Source organism: Amycolatopsis sp. NPDC006131, assembly GCF_040614175.1.
Lineage (GTDB): Bacteria > Actinomycetota > Actinomycetes > Mycobacteriales > Pseudonocardiaceae > Amycolatopsis_E > Amycolatopsis_E tucumanensis.
In genome coordinates this window covers 1-17,040 of the sequence record NZ_JBEXTX010000072.1, presented here as the reverse complement: position 1 = coordinate 17,040, position 17,040 = coordinate 1, and the positions used below count along the sequence as shown (strand labels likewise).

Below are 17,040 nucleotides of genomic sequence, written 5' to 3'. Positions count from 1 at the left end.
TCTGCCCGGCGGGGACCGTGGGCATTCTCGCGCCAGGCCGAGTACCGCGCCCCGCCGGACGCGGTGCCCGGGCTTGCGGGTGGCTGCCGCGCCGGGGAACGGCGCTCGGCCCGAGGAGAGTTCCTTGGCGTCCACCGGGGACCACGCGCCTTCTCGTGTCGGGCCGGCGGCACGATAAGGCGCTCTGCGCGAGCCCGACGCGCTCGCCGGCCGGGCCGCGCCGGCTCAGCGGTAGGCGCTCTGCCCGGTCAGCAGCTGCCCGAGCACGAGCGTGTGGATCTCCTCCGTGCCCTCGTACGTCAGCACGCTCTCCAGGTTGTTCGCGTGCCGCAGCACCGGGTACTCCAGGCTGATCCCGTTCGCGGCCAGGATCGTGCGCGCCGTGCGGGCGATGTCGATCGCGGTGCGCACGTTGTTCAGCTTGCCGAAGCTGACCAGCTCGGGCGGCAACTCGCCGGCGTCCTTGCGGCGCCCGAGGTGCACCGCGAGCAGCATGCCCTTGTTCAGCTCCAGCGCCATCCCGACGAGCTTCTGCTGCGTCAGCTGGAACCCGCCGATCGGGCGGCCGAACTGCTCACGCGTCGTCGCGTAGTCGAGTGCGGCTTCGTAGCAGGTGCGGGCCGCGCCGAGCGCGCCGAACAGGATGCCGAACCGCGCCTCGGACAGGCAGGACAGCGGCCCCTTCAGCCCGGTCACGCCGGGCAGCACCGCGTCGCCGGGCAGGCGCAGGTCGTCGAACGACAGCTCGGCCGTCGCGGACATCCGCAGCGACAGCTTGTGCTTGATCTCCCGCGCGGTGAACCCCGGCGTGTCCGTCGGCACCACGAACCCGCGCACGCCCTCGTCGGTGCGCGCCCACACCACGGCGACGTCGGCGAGGGTGCCGTTGGTGATCCACATCTTGGACCCGTTGAGGATCCAGTCGCCGCCGTCGCGCTTGGCGAACGTGCGCATGTCGCCGGGGTCGGACCCGCGGTCGGGCTCGGTGAGGCCGAAGCAGCCGATCGCCTCGCCGCGCGCCATGGCCGGCAGCCAGCGGTCCTTCTGCTCGTCCGAGCCGTACTTCCAGATCGGGAACATCGCCAGCGAGCCCTGCACGGACACGAAGCTGCGCAGCCCGCTGTCGCCCGCCTCCAGCTCCAGGCACGCCAGGCCGTACGCGGTGGCGCTGGTGCCCGCGCAGCCGTACCCGGTGAGGTGCATGCCGAGCAGGCCCATCTCGCCGAGCTGCCCGACCAGGTGCCTCGGGAAGGTCGCGTCCTCGAACCACTGGCCGGCGTGGTCGGCGACCTCCTTGCGGACGAAGGTCCGCACCGTGTCCGCGATCTCGCGCTCCTCCTCGTTCAGCAGGTCGCGGATGCCGAGCAGGTCACGGGGGTCGGGCTTCGTCATGACGGCGTTCTTCCTGTGCGGGCCCGCGCCAGGGCGCGGGCGGGTGGACCGGCTTCGATCACTCCGCCGAGCAGGCAGAGCAGGGCTTCCTGCCGCCGTCGCCCGACGAGCTGGGCGCCGGCCGGGAGACCGGCGCCGGTCAGCCCGGCCGGGACCGTCAGCGCGGGATGCCCGCTGACGGAGGCTAGTGCGGTCAGCCGGTAGTAGGCGTTCTCGAGTGACTCCGCTCGCCCGCCGAGCTCGACCGTGTCGGTGTCGGCGGGCGCGGCGGTGACCGGCAGGGTGGGCATCAACAGGGCGTCGACCTCGGTGAACACCGCGTCCACCTCGCCGGCGATCTCGACGGCGCGGGCGCGGGCGACGTCGTAGTCGTCCCGGCTCACCTCGATGCCCGCCTTGAGCTGCCCGATGGCCCGGCCACGCAGGCCGGACGGGTCGTCGGAGTAGGCCTGCCACCACTGCTGGGCGGACTCGTACAGCATGGTCGTGAACCCGGCCGAGCGCGCGTGCCGGGCGCCCAGCGGCAGCTCGACCGGCACGATCTCCACGCCGGCCGCGCGGAGGGTGCCTGCGGCCGACTCGACCACCTCCAGCACCGCGGGGTCGATCTTGCCGCGCCACAGGTGCTCCGGCCAGCCCAGGCGCAGACCCTCGACCGTGTCCGGCGCGGGTTCACCGTCGCCGGCCAGGATCCGGTGCACGGTGAGGCAGTCCGCCGCGGTCCGCGCGATCGGCCCGACGGTGTCCATCGACGGCACGAGCGGAGTCACCCCGCGCACCGGCACGGTGCCGTGCGTCGGCCGCAGCCCGGCGACCCCGCACAGCGCGGCCGGGATGCGGATCGAGCCTCCGGTGTCGGTGCCCAGTGCGACCGGCACGTCCCCGGTGGCGACCGCGACCGCCGAGCCGCCGCTCGACCCGCCCGCGTCCCGGTCCGGCGCCCACGGGTTGCGGCAGCCGGGCGTGCGAACCGACCACGCCAGTTCCGGCACCGTGGTGCGAGCGACAGGGACGTAACCGGCGGCGCGCAGCCGGGCGACCACTTCGGCGTCCTCGGCCGCGAGGTGGTGCCCCAGCCCGGGCGTGCCGTTGCGCGTCGTCTGGCCCGCCACGTCGAGGAAGTCCTTGACCGCGAAGGGGATTCCGGTTTCCGGGTGGGGAAAGCGCTCGACGTAGGCGCCGAAGTCGGTCGACAGCGCGCACACCTCCTCGTGCACGGGGACTTTCCCGAGAGCTTGCCCGATCAGTGTGACCCCGTCGAGGGCGCGGCGCGCGTAGTCTCGGCCACATGTGCCGAAACATCACGGTGCTCCGCGGGCTGGAGCCGTCGGCGACGGCGGAGGAGATCGAGGCCGCCGCGCGCCAGTACGTGCGCAAGGTGACCGGGGTGCAGACCCTGTCCGACGCCACGCGCGAGCCGTTCGAACGGGCGGTCGCGGAGATCGCCGAGATCACCACGCGGCTGCTCGGCGAGCTGCCCGCGCGCCGACAGCCACCGACGACGGTCCCCCCGCTGCGGCGGCCCGAGGTGCGCGCGCGAATCGCCGCGCGTCAGGCGCGGTAGAGCAGCAGGTAGCGGAAGAACAGCAGCGGCCGCACGCTCGATCCGGGCAGCAGCCGCGCCGAGTCGCGTCGCACCTGCGTCATCGTCGTGTCCCAGTCGCGCACCGGCGCCTTCGCGACCGGGTCCGGGCCGCCGTTGAGGTGCTCGCCCGCCGCCACGACCAGGCGCGCCGCCAGGTTGACCGGCGGCGCGAGCAGGCCCCACATCGCCCAGTCCGCGAGCGAGCGCGGCTTGGCCAGCCCGAGCACCGCCAGCACCCCGCCGGGGTTGAGGGCCGCCCGCAGCTTCGTCACCGTCTCGAACGGCACGTGGTGCAGCGAGGCCAGGCACGAGATGAAGTCGTAGCGGCCCAGCTCCGCCGTCGTGACGTCCTCGTTCCGGTACGTGATGCCGGGGCCGAGCGCCCGCGCCGCGGCGATGACCTCCGCGGACGGGTCGATCCCCTCGACCGACATACCTGCCGCGGCCAGCTTCCGGGTGAACCGTCCCGCGCCGCACCCCACGTCCAGCGCGGTGCGCGCCCCGGCGGGCACGTGCCGCAGCAGCAACCGGTGGTAGGCGTGGTTGTGGTCGAACGGCATGCAGCCCAACCTGCCAGTACCCGCGAAAGTAGACTCGGCCGGGTAGTCAACCCCGGCCGAAGAGGGAGAACGCGTGACATCGGGCGAGGACGAGGAGTACCCGGCGGAGCTGTCCAGCGGGGGCAACTTCGTAGCCGGGCCCCTGCCCGACGACCCGGCCGAGATCGACCCGGTCGACCTGGAGGAGATCGAGCGCCAGGCCCGCCGTGAGCTGCTGCGCGTCGAGGCCGAGCTGAACCAGCGCTGGCCGGAGACGAAGATCGAGCCGTCGCTCGACCGCATCGCCGCGCTGATGACCGTGCTGGGCGACCCGCAGAAGACCTACCCCGTCATCCACGTCGCCGGCACCAACGGCAAGGGCTCGGTCACCCGCATGATCGACGCGCTGCTGTCCCGCCTCGGGCTGCGCGTCGGCCGCTACACCAGCCCGCACCTGCAGCTGGTCACCGAGCGGATCGCCGTCGACGGCGCCCCGATCGCGGCGTCCAAGTACGTCGACATCTACCGTGACATCGCGCCCTACATCGGCATGGTGGACAACGCGGGCGGCCCGAAGATGAGCAAGTTCGAGGTGCTCACCGGCATGGCGTTCGCCGCGTTCGCCGACGCCCCGGTCGACGCCGCGGTGATCGAGACCGGCATGGGCGGCACCTGGGACGCTACCAACGTCGCCGACGGGCAGGTCGCGGTCATCACGCCGATCGGCCTCGACCACACCGACTACCTGGGCAGCGACCTCGGCGGGATCGCCGGCGAGAAGGCCGGGATCATCAAGGCGGGCAGCGTCGCGATCCTCGCCGAGCAGGAGCCCGACGCGCAGCGCGTGCTGCTGGAGCGCACCGTCGAGGTGGACGCCACGGTCGCGCGCGCGGGCAGCGAGTTCGGTGTGCTGCGGCGCGAGATCGCGGTCGGCGGGCAGATGCTGAGCCTGCAGGGCCTCGGCGGCGTCTACGACGAGATCTTCCTGCCCCTGCACGGCGTGCACCAGGCGAACAACGCGCTGCTGGCGCTGGCCGCGGTCGAGGCGTTCTTCGGCGCGGGCAAGGACAGGCGGCTCGACATCGAGGCCGTGCGCGAGGCGTTCGCGGCGGTGGAGATCCCGGGCCGCCTGGAGCCCGTGCGCGCCGCGCCGACGGTGCTGCTGGACGCGGCCCACAACCCGCACGGCGCGCGGGCGCTGGCCACCGCGATCGAGGAGGAGTTCGCGTTCCGCAGGCTGGCCGCGGTCATCGGGGTGCTCGAGGACAAGGACGTGCGCGGCGTGCTGGAGGCGCTCGAGCCGGTGGTCTCCGACGTCGTGGTCACCAAGAACAGCTCGCCCCGCGCGATGCCGCTGGACGAGCTGAACGAGCTGGCGCTGGCGGTGTTCGGGGAGGACCGGGTGGTGGCCGAGCCCAGCCTGGACGCGGCGGTGGAGACCGCGGTGGCGCTGGTCGAGGAGAGCGACGGCGGCGAACCGCTGGCCGGCGGCGGTGTGCTGATCACGGGCTCCGTCGTCACGGTCGGGGACGCGCGGACGTTGTTCGGGAAGGAGCCCGCGTGAGCGAGGAGAAGACGGTCCGGCCCCCGGCGAAGGACCCCATGAAGTCCTTCCGCGGCGTGATGGCCGGGACGCTGATCTGCGAGGCCATCACGGTCGGACTGGCGCTGCCGGTGATCGCGAACCTCGGCGGCGGCATCGGCACCCTCGCGGGCTGGGGGATCATCGTGATCGCCGTGCTGCACGTGCTGCTGTGCGGCGTGCTGAAGCGGCGCTGGGCGGTGCCGGCGATCCTGGTGCTGCAGGTCGCGCTGGTGGCGTACTTCGTCGACACGGTGGCCATCGGCGTCATCGGCCTGCTGTTCCTCGCGTTCTGGCTGTGGGCGCTGTGGCTGCGCAACGACGTGGCCCGGCGCATGGCCGAGGGCCGTCTGCCCAGCCAGCAGCAGTAGCGGCGATCCGAACAGAGAGCAGTGCTCTTGACAAGGGCACTCGGCCAGGTCATGCTTGTCTTTGTGAGAGCACTGCTCTCGAAATGGACAACCGATCTCGGAGGAGTGTTCCCATGAAGCGCACCGCCTGGGCCGTCGCCGGCGTCTTCCTGCTCGCGTTCGCCGTGTTCGAGGCTGTCAAGCACGGCGGCTGGACCGTCGGCGCCCTGCTGCTCGGCCTGATCGGGCCGGACCTGACGTTCCTGGCCGGGATCGGCGCGCCGCAGGCCGAGCGGGGCGTGCTACCGCGCCGCGTGGTGCCGTTCTACAACGCTGCCCACCACTGGGCGGGTCCGGTGGTCCTGCTCGTGGTCTTCAGCTTCGTCGCGAGCCCCGCCGCCTTCACGCTCGGACTGGCCTGGCTCGCGCACATCGTCGTGGACCGCGCCTTCGGTTACGGTCTGCGCACGGCCGACGGCAGGCAGCGCGCCACCGCGTGAGTTCACCGTCCGGACAGCCGGAGTTGGCCCGTCGGCCCCCGAGCCCGCATAGAACTCCGGCATGACCGAACAGACCCGCCGCTCCGCCCTCAGAACCGGCCTCGTCGGCGCCGGTGTCCTCGCCGCAGGCGTCCTCGGCAGCCCCTTCGCGAACGCCGCCCTCGTCCGCAAGGACCGCCCCGTCCTGACGCACGGCATCCAGTCCGGCGACGTGACCCCGAACTCGGCACTGGTCTGGACCCGTGCCGACCGGCCTTCCCGCATGATCGTCGAGGTCTCGCGTGACCCGTCGTTCCGGCACGCGCGGACCGTCCGCGGCCCGCTGCTGACCCCGGACACCGGTGGCACCGGCAAGCTGCGGATCTCCGCGCTCGCGCCGGGCACCGAACTGCACTACCGGGTCACCGCGGAATCGCTCGACGGACGGGCCACCAGCGAACCGCTGACCGGCACCTTCAAGACGGCGCCGGTCGGCCGCAGCGACGTGCGCCTGACCTGGTCCGGCGACGTGGCGGGCCAGGGCTGGGGCATCAACCCGGACATCGGCGGCATGACCGCCTACGCCGCGATGCTCGCCCGCAAGCCGGACCTGTTCCTGCACAGTGGCGACACGGTCTACGCCGACGGCCCGCTCACCGAGACGGTCACGCTGCCCGACGGCCGCGTCTGGCGCAACATCGTGACCCCGGAGAAGACGAAGGTCGCCGAGACGCTCGACGAGTACCGCGGCCAGTTCGCCTACAACATGCTCGACGCGAACGTGCGCGCGTTCACCGCCGCCGTGCCCAGCTACGTCCAGTGGGACGACCACGAGGTGACCAACAACTGGTACCCGGGCGAGATCCTGGACCTGCCGCAGTACACCGAAAAGCGCGTCGACGTGCTGGCCGCGCGGGCGTTCCAGGCGTTCCACGAGTGGCAGCCGATCGACCCTCGCCGGGCGGTCGACGGCCGCGTGTACCGCAGCTTCACCTACGGCTCGCGGCTGGAGGTGTTCGTGCTGGACATGCGGACCTACAAGGACGCCAACACCGCGGACCCCACGAAGCCCGGGCAGATCCTCGGCGAGAAACAGGCGAAGTGGCTCGTCGACGGGCTGTCCCGCAGCCGCGCGACGTGGAAGATCGTCCAGGCCGACCTGCCGATCGGGCTCGCCGTGCCGGACGGCTCCACCGGCATCGAGGGCGTGGCCAACAACCTCCCCGGCGCGCCCGCCGGCCGTGAGAGCGAAATCGCGTGGGTGCTCCGGGAACTGGCGAAGCGAAAGGTGCGCAACACCGTGTGGCTGACCGCGGACGTGCACTACACCGCGGCACACCACTATTCGCCGGACCGCGCCGCGGTCCAGGATTTCGACCCGTTCTGGGAATTCGTTTCCGGCCCGCTGCACGCCGGCGCGTTCGGCCCGAACACGCTCGACCCGACCTTCGGCCCGCAGGCCGTTTTCGTGCACGCCCCGCCCGCCGCGAACACTTCGCCGATGGCCGGTTTCCAGCACTTCGGCGAAATCAACATCGACGGCCGCTCGGGTGAGCTGCGAGTCGATCTCCGTGACGGCACGGGCGCCTCGCTGTGGTCGACCACCCTGGAACCGCAGCGCTGACCAGGCCAGTAGGCTTCGGGCAATCCGTGCACGTGATTAAGGAGAAACACAGTCGTGAGTGAACGCACGCTGGTTCTGGTCAAGCCCGACGGCGTACAGCGCGGCCTCGTCGGCGAGGTCATCTCGCGCATCGAGCGCAAGGGGCTGAAGCTGGCCGCGCTGGAGCTGCGCACCGTCGAGCGTTCGGTCGCCGAGGAGCACTACGCCGAGCACAAGGACAAGCCGTTCTTCGGCGACCTGCTGGAGTTCATCACCTCCGGTCCGGTCGTCGCGATCGCGGTGGAGGGCGTGCGGGCCATCGCGGCCTTCCGCCAGCTGGCCGGCGGCACCGACCCGGTGGAGAAGGCCACCCCGGGCACGCTGCGCGGGGACTACGGCCTGGAGACCCAGTTCAACCTGGTGCACGGCTCGGACTCGCCCGAGTCGGCCGAGCGCGAGCTGAAGCTCTGGTTCCCGGACCTCTGAGCAACCGCGGGGGCTCCCGGTGGGATTGATCCTTACCGGGAGCCCCTCCCGGGAATTACCATCTGGGGCATGACCGCCAACGAAGGCGATGTCCCGAAGTCGGTGCTGGCGCGCGGCCTGGTGTTGCTGGACGCGTTCGAACCCGCCGACGTCGAACTCTCCCTGGCCGAACTGTCCGCCCGCACGGGCCTGCCGAAGGCCACCGCCCACCGGATGATCGCCGAACTCGTCCGCTGGGGCGGGCTGGAACGTCACGGCGCCTCCTACCGGCTCGGGATGAAGCTCTTCGAACTCGGCCAGCGCGTGCCGCGGCGGCGTGAGCTGCGCGAAGCGGCGTTGCCGTACCTGCAGGACTTGTACGAGGCCACGCACGAGAACATCCACCTCGCGGTGCCCGACGGCGGTCACACGTTGTTCCTGGAGAAGGTCACCGGTCACCGCTCGACCCCGATCCGCTCGCGCGTCGGCGGCCGGATGCCGGTGCACTGCACCGCGACCGGCAAGGTCTTCCTCGCGCTCGGGCCGCCGGAGTACTTCCGGCGCGTCACCGAGGCCGGGCTGGCCCGCAAGACGCCCCGCACGATCGTCGCGCCCGGGTTGCTGCGCCGCGATCTCGACCGGGCAGTGGAGCGCGGGTACGGGGTCAACCACGAGGAGGCCGAGGTCGGGGTCGCCGCGGTGGCCGCGCCGGTGTACGACCGGCGGCGCAGGCTGATCGCGGCCGTGTCGATCACCGGCAGCGCCGAGCGCCTCGACGTGGAACGGCTGGCGCCCGCGGTGCGGACCGCGGCGTCCGCGCTGACGCGGGAGCTGGCCGCGCCGTAAACCGATCGAAACTGTCGGTGCCCGGTCGTACTGTGCTGGGTGTGGACGAACCGAGCATGGTGCAGGCCAAGGCGCTGGTGAAGCGCTTCGGCGACTTCGAAGCGGTGCGGGGGATCGACGTCGAGGTCCGGCGCGGGGAGGCGTTCGGCTTCCTCGGGCCCAACGGCGCCGGCAAGTCGTCGACGATGCGGATGATCGCGTCGGTGTCGCCGCGGTCCGACGGGGACCTGAAGGTCCTCGGCATGGACCCGAACGTCGAGGGCCCCCGCATCCGCGCCCGGCTCGGTGTCGTGCCGCAGCAGGACAACCTCGACAACGAGCTGACGGTGCGGCAGAACCTGCACGTGTACGGCCGCTACTTCGGACTGTCGAGGGCGCACGTGCGCCGCAAGGCGGTCGAGCTGATGGAGTTCGCGCAGCTGTCCGACCGGGCCGAGGACGAGGTGGAGCCGTTGTCCGGCGGCATGAAACGGCGGCTGACCATCGCCCGTGCCCTGGTCAACGATCCCGAGCTGCTGCTGCTCGACGAGCCGACCACCGGGCTGGACCCGCAGGCGCGGCACCTGTTGTGGGACAGGCTGTTCCGCCTGAAGGCGCAGGGCGTCACGCTGATCATCACTACGCACTACATGGACGAGGCCGAGCAGCTGTGCGACCGGCTCGTGGTCATGGACGGCGGGCGGATCGTGGCCGAGGGCTCGCCCGCCGAGCTGATCCTGCGGTACTCCACCCGCGAGGTGGTGGAGCTGCGGTTCGCTCCGGGGGAGGAGGCACCGGCGGACCGGGTGGCCGACCTGGCCGACCGGGTCGAGGTGCTGCCCGACCGCCTGCTGCTCTACACCGCGGCGGGCGAGTCGGCGCTGGAGCAGGTGCACCAGCGCGGGGTGCGGCCGCTGTCGTCGCTGGTGCGGCGGAGCACGCTGGAGGACGTGTTCCTGCGCCTGACCGGTCGGACGCTGGTGGACTGATGAGCGTTTCGTCGACGGGCCGGGTCGTCCCGGCGTGGCAGGGCGCGTGGTTGCGCGTCGAGGGGTACTGGGCGTGGTACCGCCGGTACTGGAAGTCCAATGTGTACTCGACCGGCCTGCAGCCGCTGTTGTTCCTGCTGGCGATGGGGCTCGGCTTCGGCTCGCAGGTGCAGGCCGGGCCGGCCACCGGCGGACTGTCCTATGTGCACTACATCGCGCCCGCGCTGCTGGTGTCGGCAGCGATGCAGAACGCGGTGGGGGAGTCGACGTACCCGGTGCTGTCCGGGTTCAAGTGGCAGAAGGACTACCTGGCCGTCACGGCGACGCCGGTCACGCCGGGGCAGGTGCTCGGCGGGCACCTGATCTGGGTGACGTTGCGGCTGTTGCTGTCCGGCGCGGTGTACGCCCTGATCGCGGTGCCGTTCGGGGCGTGGCTGAACGCCGGGGCGGTGCTGGTCGTGCTGGTCGGCGCCGTGACCGGCCTGGCGTGCGCCGCGCCGGTGACGGCCCTCGCCGCGACGACGTACGACGAGGGCGTCCGGTTCAACGCCGTGTTCCGGTTCGTGGTGATGCCGATGACGTTGTTCGCGGGGACGTTCTTCCCGATCGAGCAGATCCCGGTGGCGCTGCGCTGGCTCGCCTGGATCTCCCCGCTGTGGCACGGCAACGAACTCGCGCGGGGCGTCACCCTCGGCGGCCTGGAGCTGCTGCCCGCGCTCGGCCACCTGGCGTTCCTGGCGGCCCTGTTCACCGTGGGGGCGCTGCTGGCGCGCCACTACTTCTACCGCCGTCTGGTGGTGTGACCATGCCCGCCTGCTCCCTGCGGACCACCCGACTCCGGCCGACCACGCGAGGGCACCGATGACCACACTCAGCGAAACCCCGCGCCGCGGCGTCCTCCTCCGCGTCCTGCCGCCCGGCCTGTACGCCGGCCGCGCCAGCAAGCTCGTCGAGCGCTCGATCCTGGCCTACTCACGCATGTGGCTGGTCTTCGCGTCCGGCGTGCTGGAGCCGCTGTTCTACCTGGTCGCGTTCCAGATCGGCTTCGGCAGGCTCGTCGGTGACGCCATCGGAGCGGACGGGCAGCCGATGAGCTACGTCGCGTTCGTCGCGCCCGCCCTGCTCGCCTCGTCCGCCATGAACGGCGCCGTCTTCGACAGCACGTTCAACGTGTTCTTCAAGTTCCGTTACGCCAAGACCTACGACGCGATGCTGGCCACCCCGATCGGCCCGCTGGACATCGCGATCGGCGAGATCTCGTGGGCTGTCCTGCGCGGCGGGCTCTACTCGGTCGCGTTCTTCGCCGTGATGGCCGCGATGGGCCTGGTCACCTCGCCGTGGGCGCTGCTGCTGATCCCGGTCGCGCTGCTGATCGCGCTGGCCTTCGCCGCGATTGGCATGGCCTGCGCGACCTTCCTCCGCTCGACGTCCCAGTTCGACTACATCCAGCTGGCCGTCGTCCCGATGTTCCTGTTCGCCACGACGTTCTACCCGCTGTCGGTCTACCCGGGGCCGCTGCAGGTGCTGGTGCAGTGCTCACCGCTCTACCACGGGATCCAGCTGATGCGCGAGTTCGCCGTCGGCGCCCTGCACCCGGGCATGATCGGCCACGTCGCGTACCTGGTGGCGCTGGCGGTGCTCGGCATCTGGGGCGCGGCCCGCCGCCTCAGCGGACTGCTCCTGCGCTGACCCGTGCTCGGTGAGGTGGTGGCCCGCCGGGCGCGGCACCCGGCCGCACCTGTTGCCACCGCCTCGGGTCGCCCTGCGCGCCGGCATGGTCGGTCACGTCGCCTACTCGGTGGCGCCGTCCTGGGCATCTGGAGTGCGGCCTACCGCGTCAGCGGGCTGCTTCCGCGCTGGCCAGTGCCGGGCGAGGGGCAGCCCGCCGGCGCGGCACCCGGCCGCGCCCGTTGCCACCGCCTCGGGGCACCCTGCACCCCCGCATGGTCGGTCACATCGCCTCATAGGGGCGCGGTGCCCGTCGGGCGCGGCCCGCCGCCTCAGCGGCCTGCTCCTGCGCTGACCCGCGCCGGGTGAGGTGGTGGCCCGCCGGGCACCGGCCGCGCCCGTTGCCACCGCCTCGGGTCGCCCGGCATGGTGGGCCACATCGCCTCATGCGTGGCCGGGTCCTGGCCGTTCGGGGCGCGCGGGGCGCCGACCGCGCCAGCTCGTGCCCGCTGTCTCGCGGAGGCGCGGGGTCACCTTTGCACCCGGGCAGGGAGGCCACATCGTCTACCCGATGGCGCCGTCCGGGCATCTGGAGCACGGCCCAACGCCACAGCGGGCTGCTCCCGCGCCCGCAGTCGCGTGGAAGCGCCGGACCACCTCGCACCCCGGCATGCCCGACCACATCGCTCACAGTGGCGCCGTCCTGGCCACCCGGAGCGCGGCCCACCGTCAGCCGGCGCCGACGCGCACCAGCCCATGCCCGTAGAAGCCGTTGTAGCCGGTGTACCCGGCGCAGAACGCGTCCTGCCGTCCGTCGCCGGTGAGGTCGTAGTCGGCGGGGCAGGGCACCGGCCGCGCGCGTTCCTCCAGCGCGCGCCGCAGCTGCCGGGCCGTCGAACCGGGCCGCTCGGCCGCGAGCACCGCCGCTGCGCCGGCCACGTGCGGCGCCGCCATCGACGTGCCGCACAGTTCGCCGTACCCGCCGGGCGTGGTGGACAGCACGCACGTGCCGCGGTCGCCGCCCGGCGCGGTCAGGTCCACCACGCCGAGCCCGTACGAGCTGTACCCGGCTTTCACCTCGTCCGGCCCGACCGCCGACACCGCCACCACGTCCCGCAGCGCGGCCGGCAGCGCGTCGCACCCGCCCGCCCGGGACGCCGGGGTCAGGTCGACGGCGTCGTTCGTCGCCGCGGCCACGTTCACCGTGCCCCGCGAAGCCGAGTAGGTCAGCGCCCGGCCGACCACCTCGCGCACGACCTCGCGTTCCGGTGTCCAGGCGCACGACGAGGCCCACGTGTTGATCGCGAAGCTGCTGTTGGTGACCGCCATCCCGCGCTCGGCCGCCCACATCAGCCCGCACACCACGGCCTCCGGGGTGACCAGACCACGGTCGTCGATGACCTTGACCGACGCCACCCGCGTGCCCGGCGCGACCCCGGTCGTGCCGCGGCCGTCGTCGGCCGCCGCGATGATCCCCGCGACGTGCGTGCCGTGCGCCGACGTCGTCGCCCGCCACGCGCGCTCAGCCGGGTCGGGCACACCGCTCAGACAGCCGGCCGAGTCGCCCCGGTCGAGGGCGTCCGCGAGGTCGGGGTGGTCCGGGTCGATGCCCGAGTCCAGGACACCGACCACGACGTCCGGGCTGCCCGTGCCGGGCCCGCCCACCGCGGCGAGGTTCCACTGCTCGCCGGCGCGGTCCGCGGACGGCACCTCCGACGGCGTGGTCGCCCGCAGGCTGGGCCGCGCCGACCGCTGCCCCGCCCGCCGCTCGTTCTGCGCGCTGTACGTGCGGCCGGGGCCCATCCGCGGCGCGAAGTCCGGGTCGCCGGAGGTGGCGACGCCCACACCGATCTGCGGGTGATACCCGGTCAGCTGCCCGCACGCGGCTCCCACCTGGTCGCGGGCCGCCGGTTCGGGCGTGTCGCGGTCGAAGACGACCAGGTACCGCACGTCGCGCCCGCTGTCCGAGCACGCCTGCTCCGGCTCCGCCGCCGCGACGTGGGCCGGCGCCACCACCAGGACGGCGCACGCCACCGCCACCAGTGATCGTCCGAAGCCGGGCAACGGGGACCTCCAACAGGGCGAACAGCGGCCGGGGGGCCGTCGGCGTCCTGCCGCACGCTAAGCCACCCCGCGCGGCGGCGACAAGCGCACGCGGCAAGTTCGCCCGGCCGTGGTCACGTGCCTGTTGGCACCGAGTACGCCGCACCGGACGCACCGTGTGGGATACTCGGCTTGGCTGCTTCCGCCGACACGTCCGCGACCTGCGGTCCGTCCGGGGGTTGCGGTCCGGAGACAGGCCGGAAGAGCGCCAGGTCGTCGCCGCCAGGAACCACCTGGGTGGCTCGACGAGCGGCAGGCGGGCGGGAACCGCCGGCTCGGACGGCCCGTCACCGAGCGGACCTGCCATCGGCGGGTGCCGGACCCCGGCACCGTCGGGGCGAGACGAGGCACAGGATTCCCGCCGGCGGTGACCACCCCGGCGGAACAGACAGGAAGGGCCCCTGTGCGGCCGCGTCCGCCAGCCCAAGCGGCTGGGACGCGCCCGGGGGCGGAGGAGATGTATGTCGAACGCGGACACACCCGCCGAGAACACCGGCGGGAACACCGCCCTACCCGCAACCGGCCCGCTGGGCGAGTTGCCGCCCCGCGTCCGGGTGCACGCCCTGGCGAAGCTGCTCGGCTCCAACAGCCGGGTCGTGCTGGCGAAGCTCACCGAACTGGGTGAGACGGCGCGCAGCGCCCAGTCGAGCGTGCCGCGGGAGGTCGCGGTGAAGGTCGCCGAGGCGCTCGCCCCGGCCGACGAGCAGGCCGTCGAGGAGGCCGCCGCTCCCGAGGCGGTCGCCCCGGCCGAGGACGCGGCGCCCGCGCCGGACGCCGTCCCGGAGAGCACGCCCGAGCCGGTCGTCGAGACACCGGCCGCCCAGACCACCCCCGAGCCCGCCACCCAGGCGACGCCGGAGCCCGAGACCGCGCCGGCGGCCGCGGCGCCCGAACCCGTGGCCGAGCCCGAGCCCGAGCCGGTGCGGCAGCCGCAGCGCCCGCCGCACATGCCGGTCTTCGCGGCCCCGTCGCCGGTGTTCCTGCCGCCGGAGGCCGGTGCCGTCGAGGAGGAGCCCGCCCCCAAGGCGGAGCAGCCCGCCGAGGTCAAGCCGGTGGACGAGGACTCCGACGAGGGTGAGGACGGCGCAGGCCGCCGTCGCCGCCGCCGGGGCCGTCGCGGCCGTGGCCGGGGCAAGGGCGGCGACGAGAACGCCACCGAGACCACCGAGGCCGACGAGACCGCGCCTGCCGAGGAGACCGCCAAGGCCGAGGACGAGGACACCGCCGACGAGGGCGAGCCGTCCGAGGACACCGACGAGACCGAAGGCTCGAGCCGTCGCCGCCGTCGCCGTCGCCGCCGCAAGGGCTCGGACGGCGACAGCGCCGACGCCACCACCGACGACCCGCCGAACACTGTCGTCCACGTCCGCGAGGCGAAGGCCGAGGAGAAGAGCGGCAGCAGCTCGGACGGGGTGCGCAGCGTCCGCGGCTCCACCCGGCTGGAGGCCAAGCGCCAGCGCCGCCGGGACGGCCGCGAGGCGGGCCGCCGCCGCGCGCCGATCCTGTCCGAGGCCGAGTTCCTGGCCCGGCGCGAGTCGGTCGAGCGCACGATGGTGGTCGCCGAGCGCGGCGAGCACACCCAGATCGGCGTGCTCGAGGACGGTGTCCTGGTCGAGCACTTCGTGACCTCGCAGGGCAGCGGCTCGATCGTCGGCAACGTCTATCTGGGCCGCGTGCAGAACGTGCTGCCCTCGATGGAGGCCGCGTTCGTCGACATCGGCCGCGGCCGCAACGCCGTGCTCTACGCCGGCGAGGTCGACTGGGACGCCGCCGGCCTGGAGGGCAAGTCCCGCAAGATCGAGCAGGCCCTGTCCACCGGCGACAACGTGCTGGTGCAGGTCACCAAGGACCCGGTCGGGCACAAGGGCGCCCGGCTGACCACCCAGATCTCGCTGCCGGGCCGCTTCCTGGTCTACATGCCCTCGGGCGGCGCCACCGGCATCTCGCGCAAGCTGCCGGAGAACGAGCGGCGGCGGCTGAAGGACATCCTCAAGCGGATCGTCCCCGAGGACGCCGGTGTGATCATCCGCACCGCGTCAGAGGGCATCAGCGAGGAGGAGCTGGAGCGCGACGTCCGGCGGCTGAAGGCGCAGTGGGAGGTCGTCAAGGAGAAGGCCGACGCGGCCACCTCCGGCAAGAAGTCCTCCGCCCCGGTGATGCTCTACGAGGAGCCGGACCTGCTGGTCAAGGTGGTCCGCGACCTGTTCACCGAGGACTTCGTCTCGCTCGAGGTCCAGGGCGACACGGCGTGGGAGACCATCCGCGCCTACGTCGAGCACGTCGCGCCGGACCTCACCCCCAGGCTCAAGCGCTACGTCGGCACCGGTGACGTGCTGGCCGAGCACCGCATCGACGAGCAGCTCACCAAGGCGCTGGACCGCAAGGTGTGGCTGCCCTCCGGCGGTTACCTGGTCATCGACCGCACCGAGGCGATGACGGTGATCGACGTCAACACCGGCAAGTTCACCGGTTCGGGCGGCAACCTCGAGGAGACGGTCACCCGCAACAACCTGGAGTCGGCCGAGGAGATCGTGCGCCAGCTGCGGCTGCGCGACATCGGCGGCATCATCGTGATCGACTTCATCGACATGGTGCTGGAGTCCAACCGGGAGCTGGTGCTCAAGCGGCTGACCGAGTGCCTCGGCCGGGACCGCACGCGTCACCAGGTCGCCGAGGTCACCTCGCTGGGCCTGGTGCAGATGACCCGCAAGAAGATCGGCACCGGCCTGCTCGAGGCGTTCTCCACGACGTGCGAGCACTGCAAGGGCCGCGGGGTCATCGTCTCGACCGAGCCGGTGAAGTCGGGCAACGGCGGCAACGGCGGCGGGCACCAGCACGGCGGTGGCGGCGGCGGTTCGCGCCGGTCGCGCGGCCGCGCCAAGGTCGAGGAGCCGCAGGCGGAGAAGACGCCCGAGCCGTCGCCGGTGCAGCGGGAGAGCACGATCTCGGCCGTCGAGGCGATGGCCAAGGCCGCGAAGATCGCCTCGACGAAGACCGAGGGCGGCGAGAAGGCGGAGAACGGCGCGGCCCCGGCCGAGGCGACCCCCGCCGAGGCGCACACCGGCGCGGAGAAGGCCGGCAGCGACCGCCCTGACCGGCGGTCCCGCTCCCGCGGGAAGGCCCGCGCCGAGACGGCCCAGCCCGAAGCCCAGACCCAGCCGAACGCGACGGTCCAGCCCGAGGCGGCGCCCCAGCCCCCGGCTCCGGCCGAGGCGCAGGCCGAGCCCAGCGCGACCAACCAGGCTGACGTAGCGGCCCAGCCCAGCGCGGCTGACAAGTCGGGTGCCGCCCAGTCGGGTGCGACCCAGACCGCTGCCACGGCTCAGTCCGGTGCCACGGCTCAGTCCGGTGCCGTGGGTCAGTCCGGTGCCGTGGTTGGCGTGCCGCTGCGTGTTGTCGTACTCGACGAGCAGCCGCGGTCCGGTGAGCCGGTAGTAGTGCGGTTCGCCCGGGGCGAGGC

General features: G+C 72.9%; 15 protein-coding genes. 11 read left to right on the top strand and 4 right to left on the bottom strand.

What is annotated here, in order from left to right:
• Positions 1-225 precede the first annotated feature (225 nt).
• On the bottom strand, positions 226-1,392 hold the full coding sequence (locus ABZ215_RS29535; RefSeq protein WP_354953239.1) for an acyl-CoA dehydrogenase family protein: 1,167 nt from the start codon (positions 1,390-1,392) through the stop codon (positions 226-228).
• Positions 1,389-2,609, bottom strand: a complete 1,221-nt coding sequence (locus tag ABZ215_RS29530) for an amidase (RefSeq protein WP_354953237.1) — start codon at positions 2,607-2,609, stop codon at positions 1,389-1,391. The genes ABZ215_RS29535 and ABZ215_RS29530 overlap by 4 nt, the downstream gene beginning before the upstream one ends.
• Positions 2,610-2,680: 71 nt before the next feature.
• Here ABZ215_RS29530 and ABZ215_RS29525 point away from each other — a divergent pair, with 71 nt between their 5' ends.
• A complete protein-coding gene (locus tag ABZ215_RS29525; RefSeq protein WP_017987717.1) occupies positions 2,681-2,956 on the top strand; it encodes a DUF2277 domain-containing protein in 276 nt (91 codons plus the stop codon).
• On the opposite strand, the gene ABZ215_RS29520 is transcribed toward ABZ215_RS29525, so the two are convergent.
• On the bottom strand, positions 2,944-3,537 hold the full coding sequence (locus ABZ215_RS29520; protein ID WP_354953235.1) for a class I SAM-dependent methyltransferase: 594 nt from the start codon (positions 3,535-3,537) through the stop codon (positions 2,944-2,946). The two genes, ABZ215_RS29525 and ABZ215_RS29520, sit on opposite strands and share 13 nt — an antisense overlap.
• 73 nt (positions 3,538-3,610) lie before the next feature.
• Between ABZ215_RS29520 and ABZ215_RS29515 the strand changes: the two genes are divergently transcribed.
• The 9 genes from ABZ215_RS29515 to ABZ215_RS29475 all read left to right on the top strand — a co-directional run bounded on the left by ABZ215_RS29515 (position 3,611) and on the right by ABZ215_RS29475 (position 11,498).
• Entirely contained in the window at positions 3,611-5,080 is a 1,470-nt protein-coding gene (locus ABZ215_RS29515; RefSeq protein ID WP_354953233.1) for a folylpolyglutamate synthase/dihydrofolate synthase family protein, read from the top strand.
• Positions 5,077-5,469: a DUF4233 domain-containing protein gene (locus tag ABZ215_RS29510; protein ID WP_017987720.1), complete on the top strand. Its 393-nt coding sequence runs from the start codon at positions 5,077-5,079 to the stop codon at positions 5,467-5,469. The genes ABZ215_RS29515 and ABZ215_RS29510 overlap by 4 nt, the downstream gene beginning before the upstream one ends.
• A gap of 113 nt (positions 5,470-5,582) precedes the next feature.
• Positions 5,583-5,948, top strand: a complete 366-nt coding sequence (locus ABZ215_RS29505) for a DUF4260 family protein (RefSeq protein ID WP_237337359.1) — start codon at positions 5,583-5,585, stop codon at positions 5,946-5,948.
• A gap of 61 nt (positions 5,949-6,009) precedes the next feature.
• Positions 6,010-7,551, top strand: coding sequence for an alkaline phosphatase D family protein (locus tag ABZ215_RS29500; RefSeq protein ID WP_020420791.1), 1,542 nt, complete (start codon positions 6,010-6,012; stop codon positions 7,549-7,551).
• A gap of 54 nt (positions 7,552-7,605) precedes the next feature.
• On the top strand, positions 7,606-8,016 hold the full coding sequence (gene ndk / locus ABZ215_RS29495) for a nucleoside-diphosphate kinase (protein ID WP_017987723.1): 411 nt from the start codon (positions 7,606-7,608) through the stop codon (positions 8,014-8,016).
• Between the two features lie 69 nt (positions 8,017-8,085).
• Positions 8,086-8,841 carry an IclR family transcriptional regulator gene (locus tag ABZ215_RS29490; RefSeq protein ID WP_020420792.1) on the top strand — a complete coding sequence of 252 codons (756 nt, stop codon included), beginning with the start codon at positions 8,086-8,088 and terminating at the stop codon, positions 8,839-8,841.
• 56 nt (positions 8,842-8,897) lie between these two features.
• Entirely contained in the window at positions 8,898-9,809 is a 912-nt protein-coding gene (locus tag ABZ215_RS29485) for an ABC transporter ATP-binding protein (protein ID WP_051123608.1), read from the top strand.
• Complete coding sequence (locus tag ABZ215_RS29480) at positions 9,809-10,612, top strand: ABC transporter permease (RefSeq protein WP_020420794.1); 804 nt, start codon at positions 9,809-9,811, stop codon at positions 10,610-10,612. The genes ABZ215_RS29485 and ABZ215_RS29480 overlap by 1 nt, the downstream gene beginning before the upstream one ends.
• Before the next feature lie 58 nt (positions 10,613-10,670).
• The gene (locus tag ABZ215_RS29475) at positions 10,671-11,498 is read left to right on the top strand and encodes an ABC transporter permease (protein WP_354953230.1); all 828 of its coding nucleotides are present in this window, start codon (positions 10,671-10,673) and stop codon (positions 11,496-11,498) included.
• A 708-nt stretch (positions 11,499-12,206) separates the two neighbouring features.
• On the opposite strand, the gene ABZ215_RS29470 is transcribed toward ABZ215_RS29475, so the two are convergent.
• The gene (locus ABZ215_RS29470; protein WP_354953228.1) at positions 12,207-13,517 is read right to left on the bottom strand and encodes a S8 family serine peptidase; all 1,311 of its coding nucleotides are present in this window, start codon (positions 13,515-13,517) and stop codon (positions 12,207-12,209) included.
• A gap of 524 nt (positions 13,518-14,041) precedes the next feature.
• Here ABZ215_RS29470 and ABZ215_RS29465 point away from each other — a divergent pair.
• On the top strand, positions 14,042-17,040 hold a 2,999-nt coding region (locus ABZ215_RS29465), incomplete at its 3' end, for an Rne/Rng family ribonuclease (protein WP_354953226.1).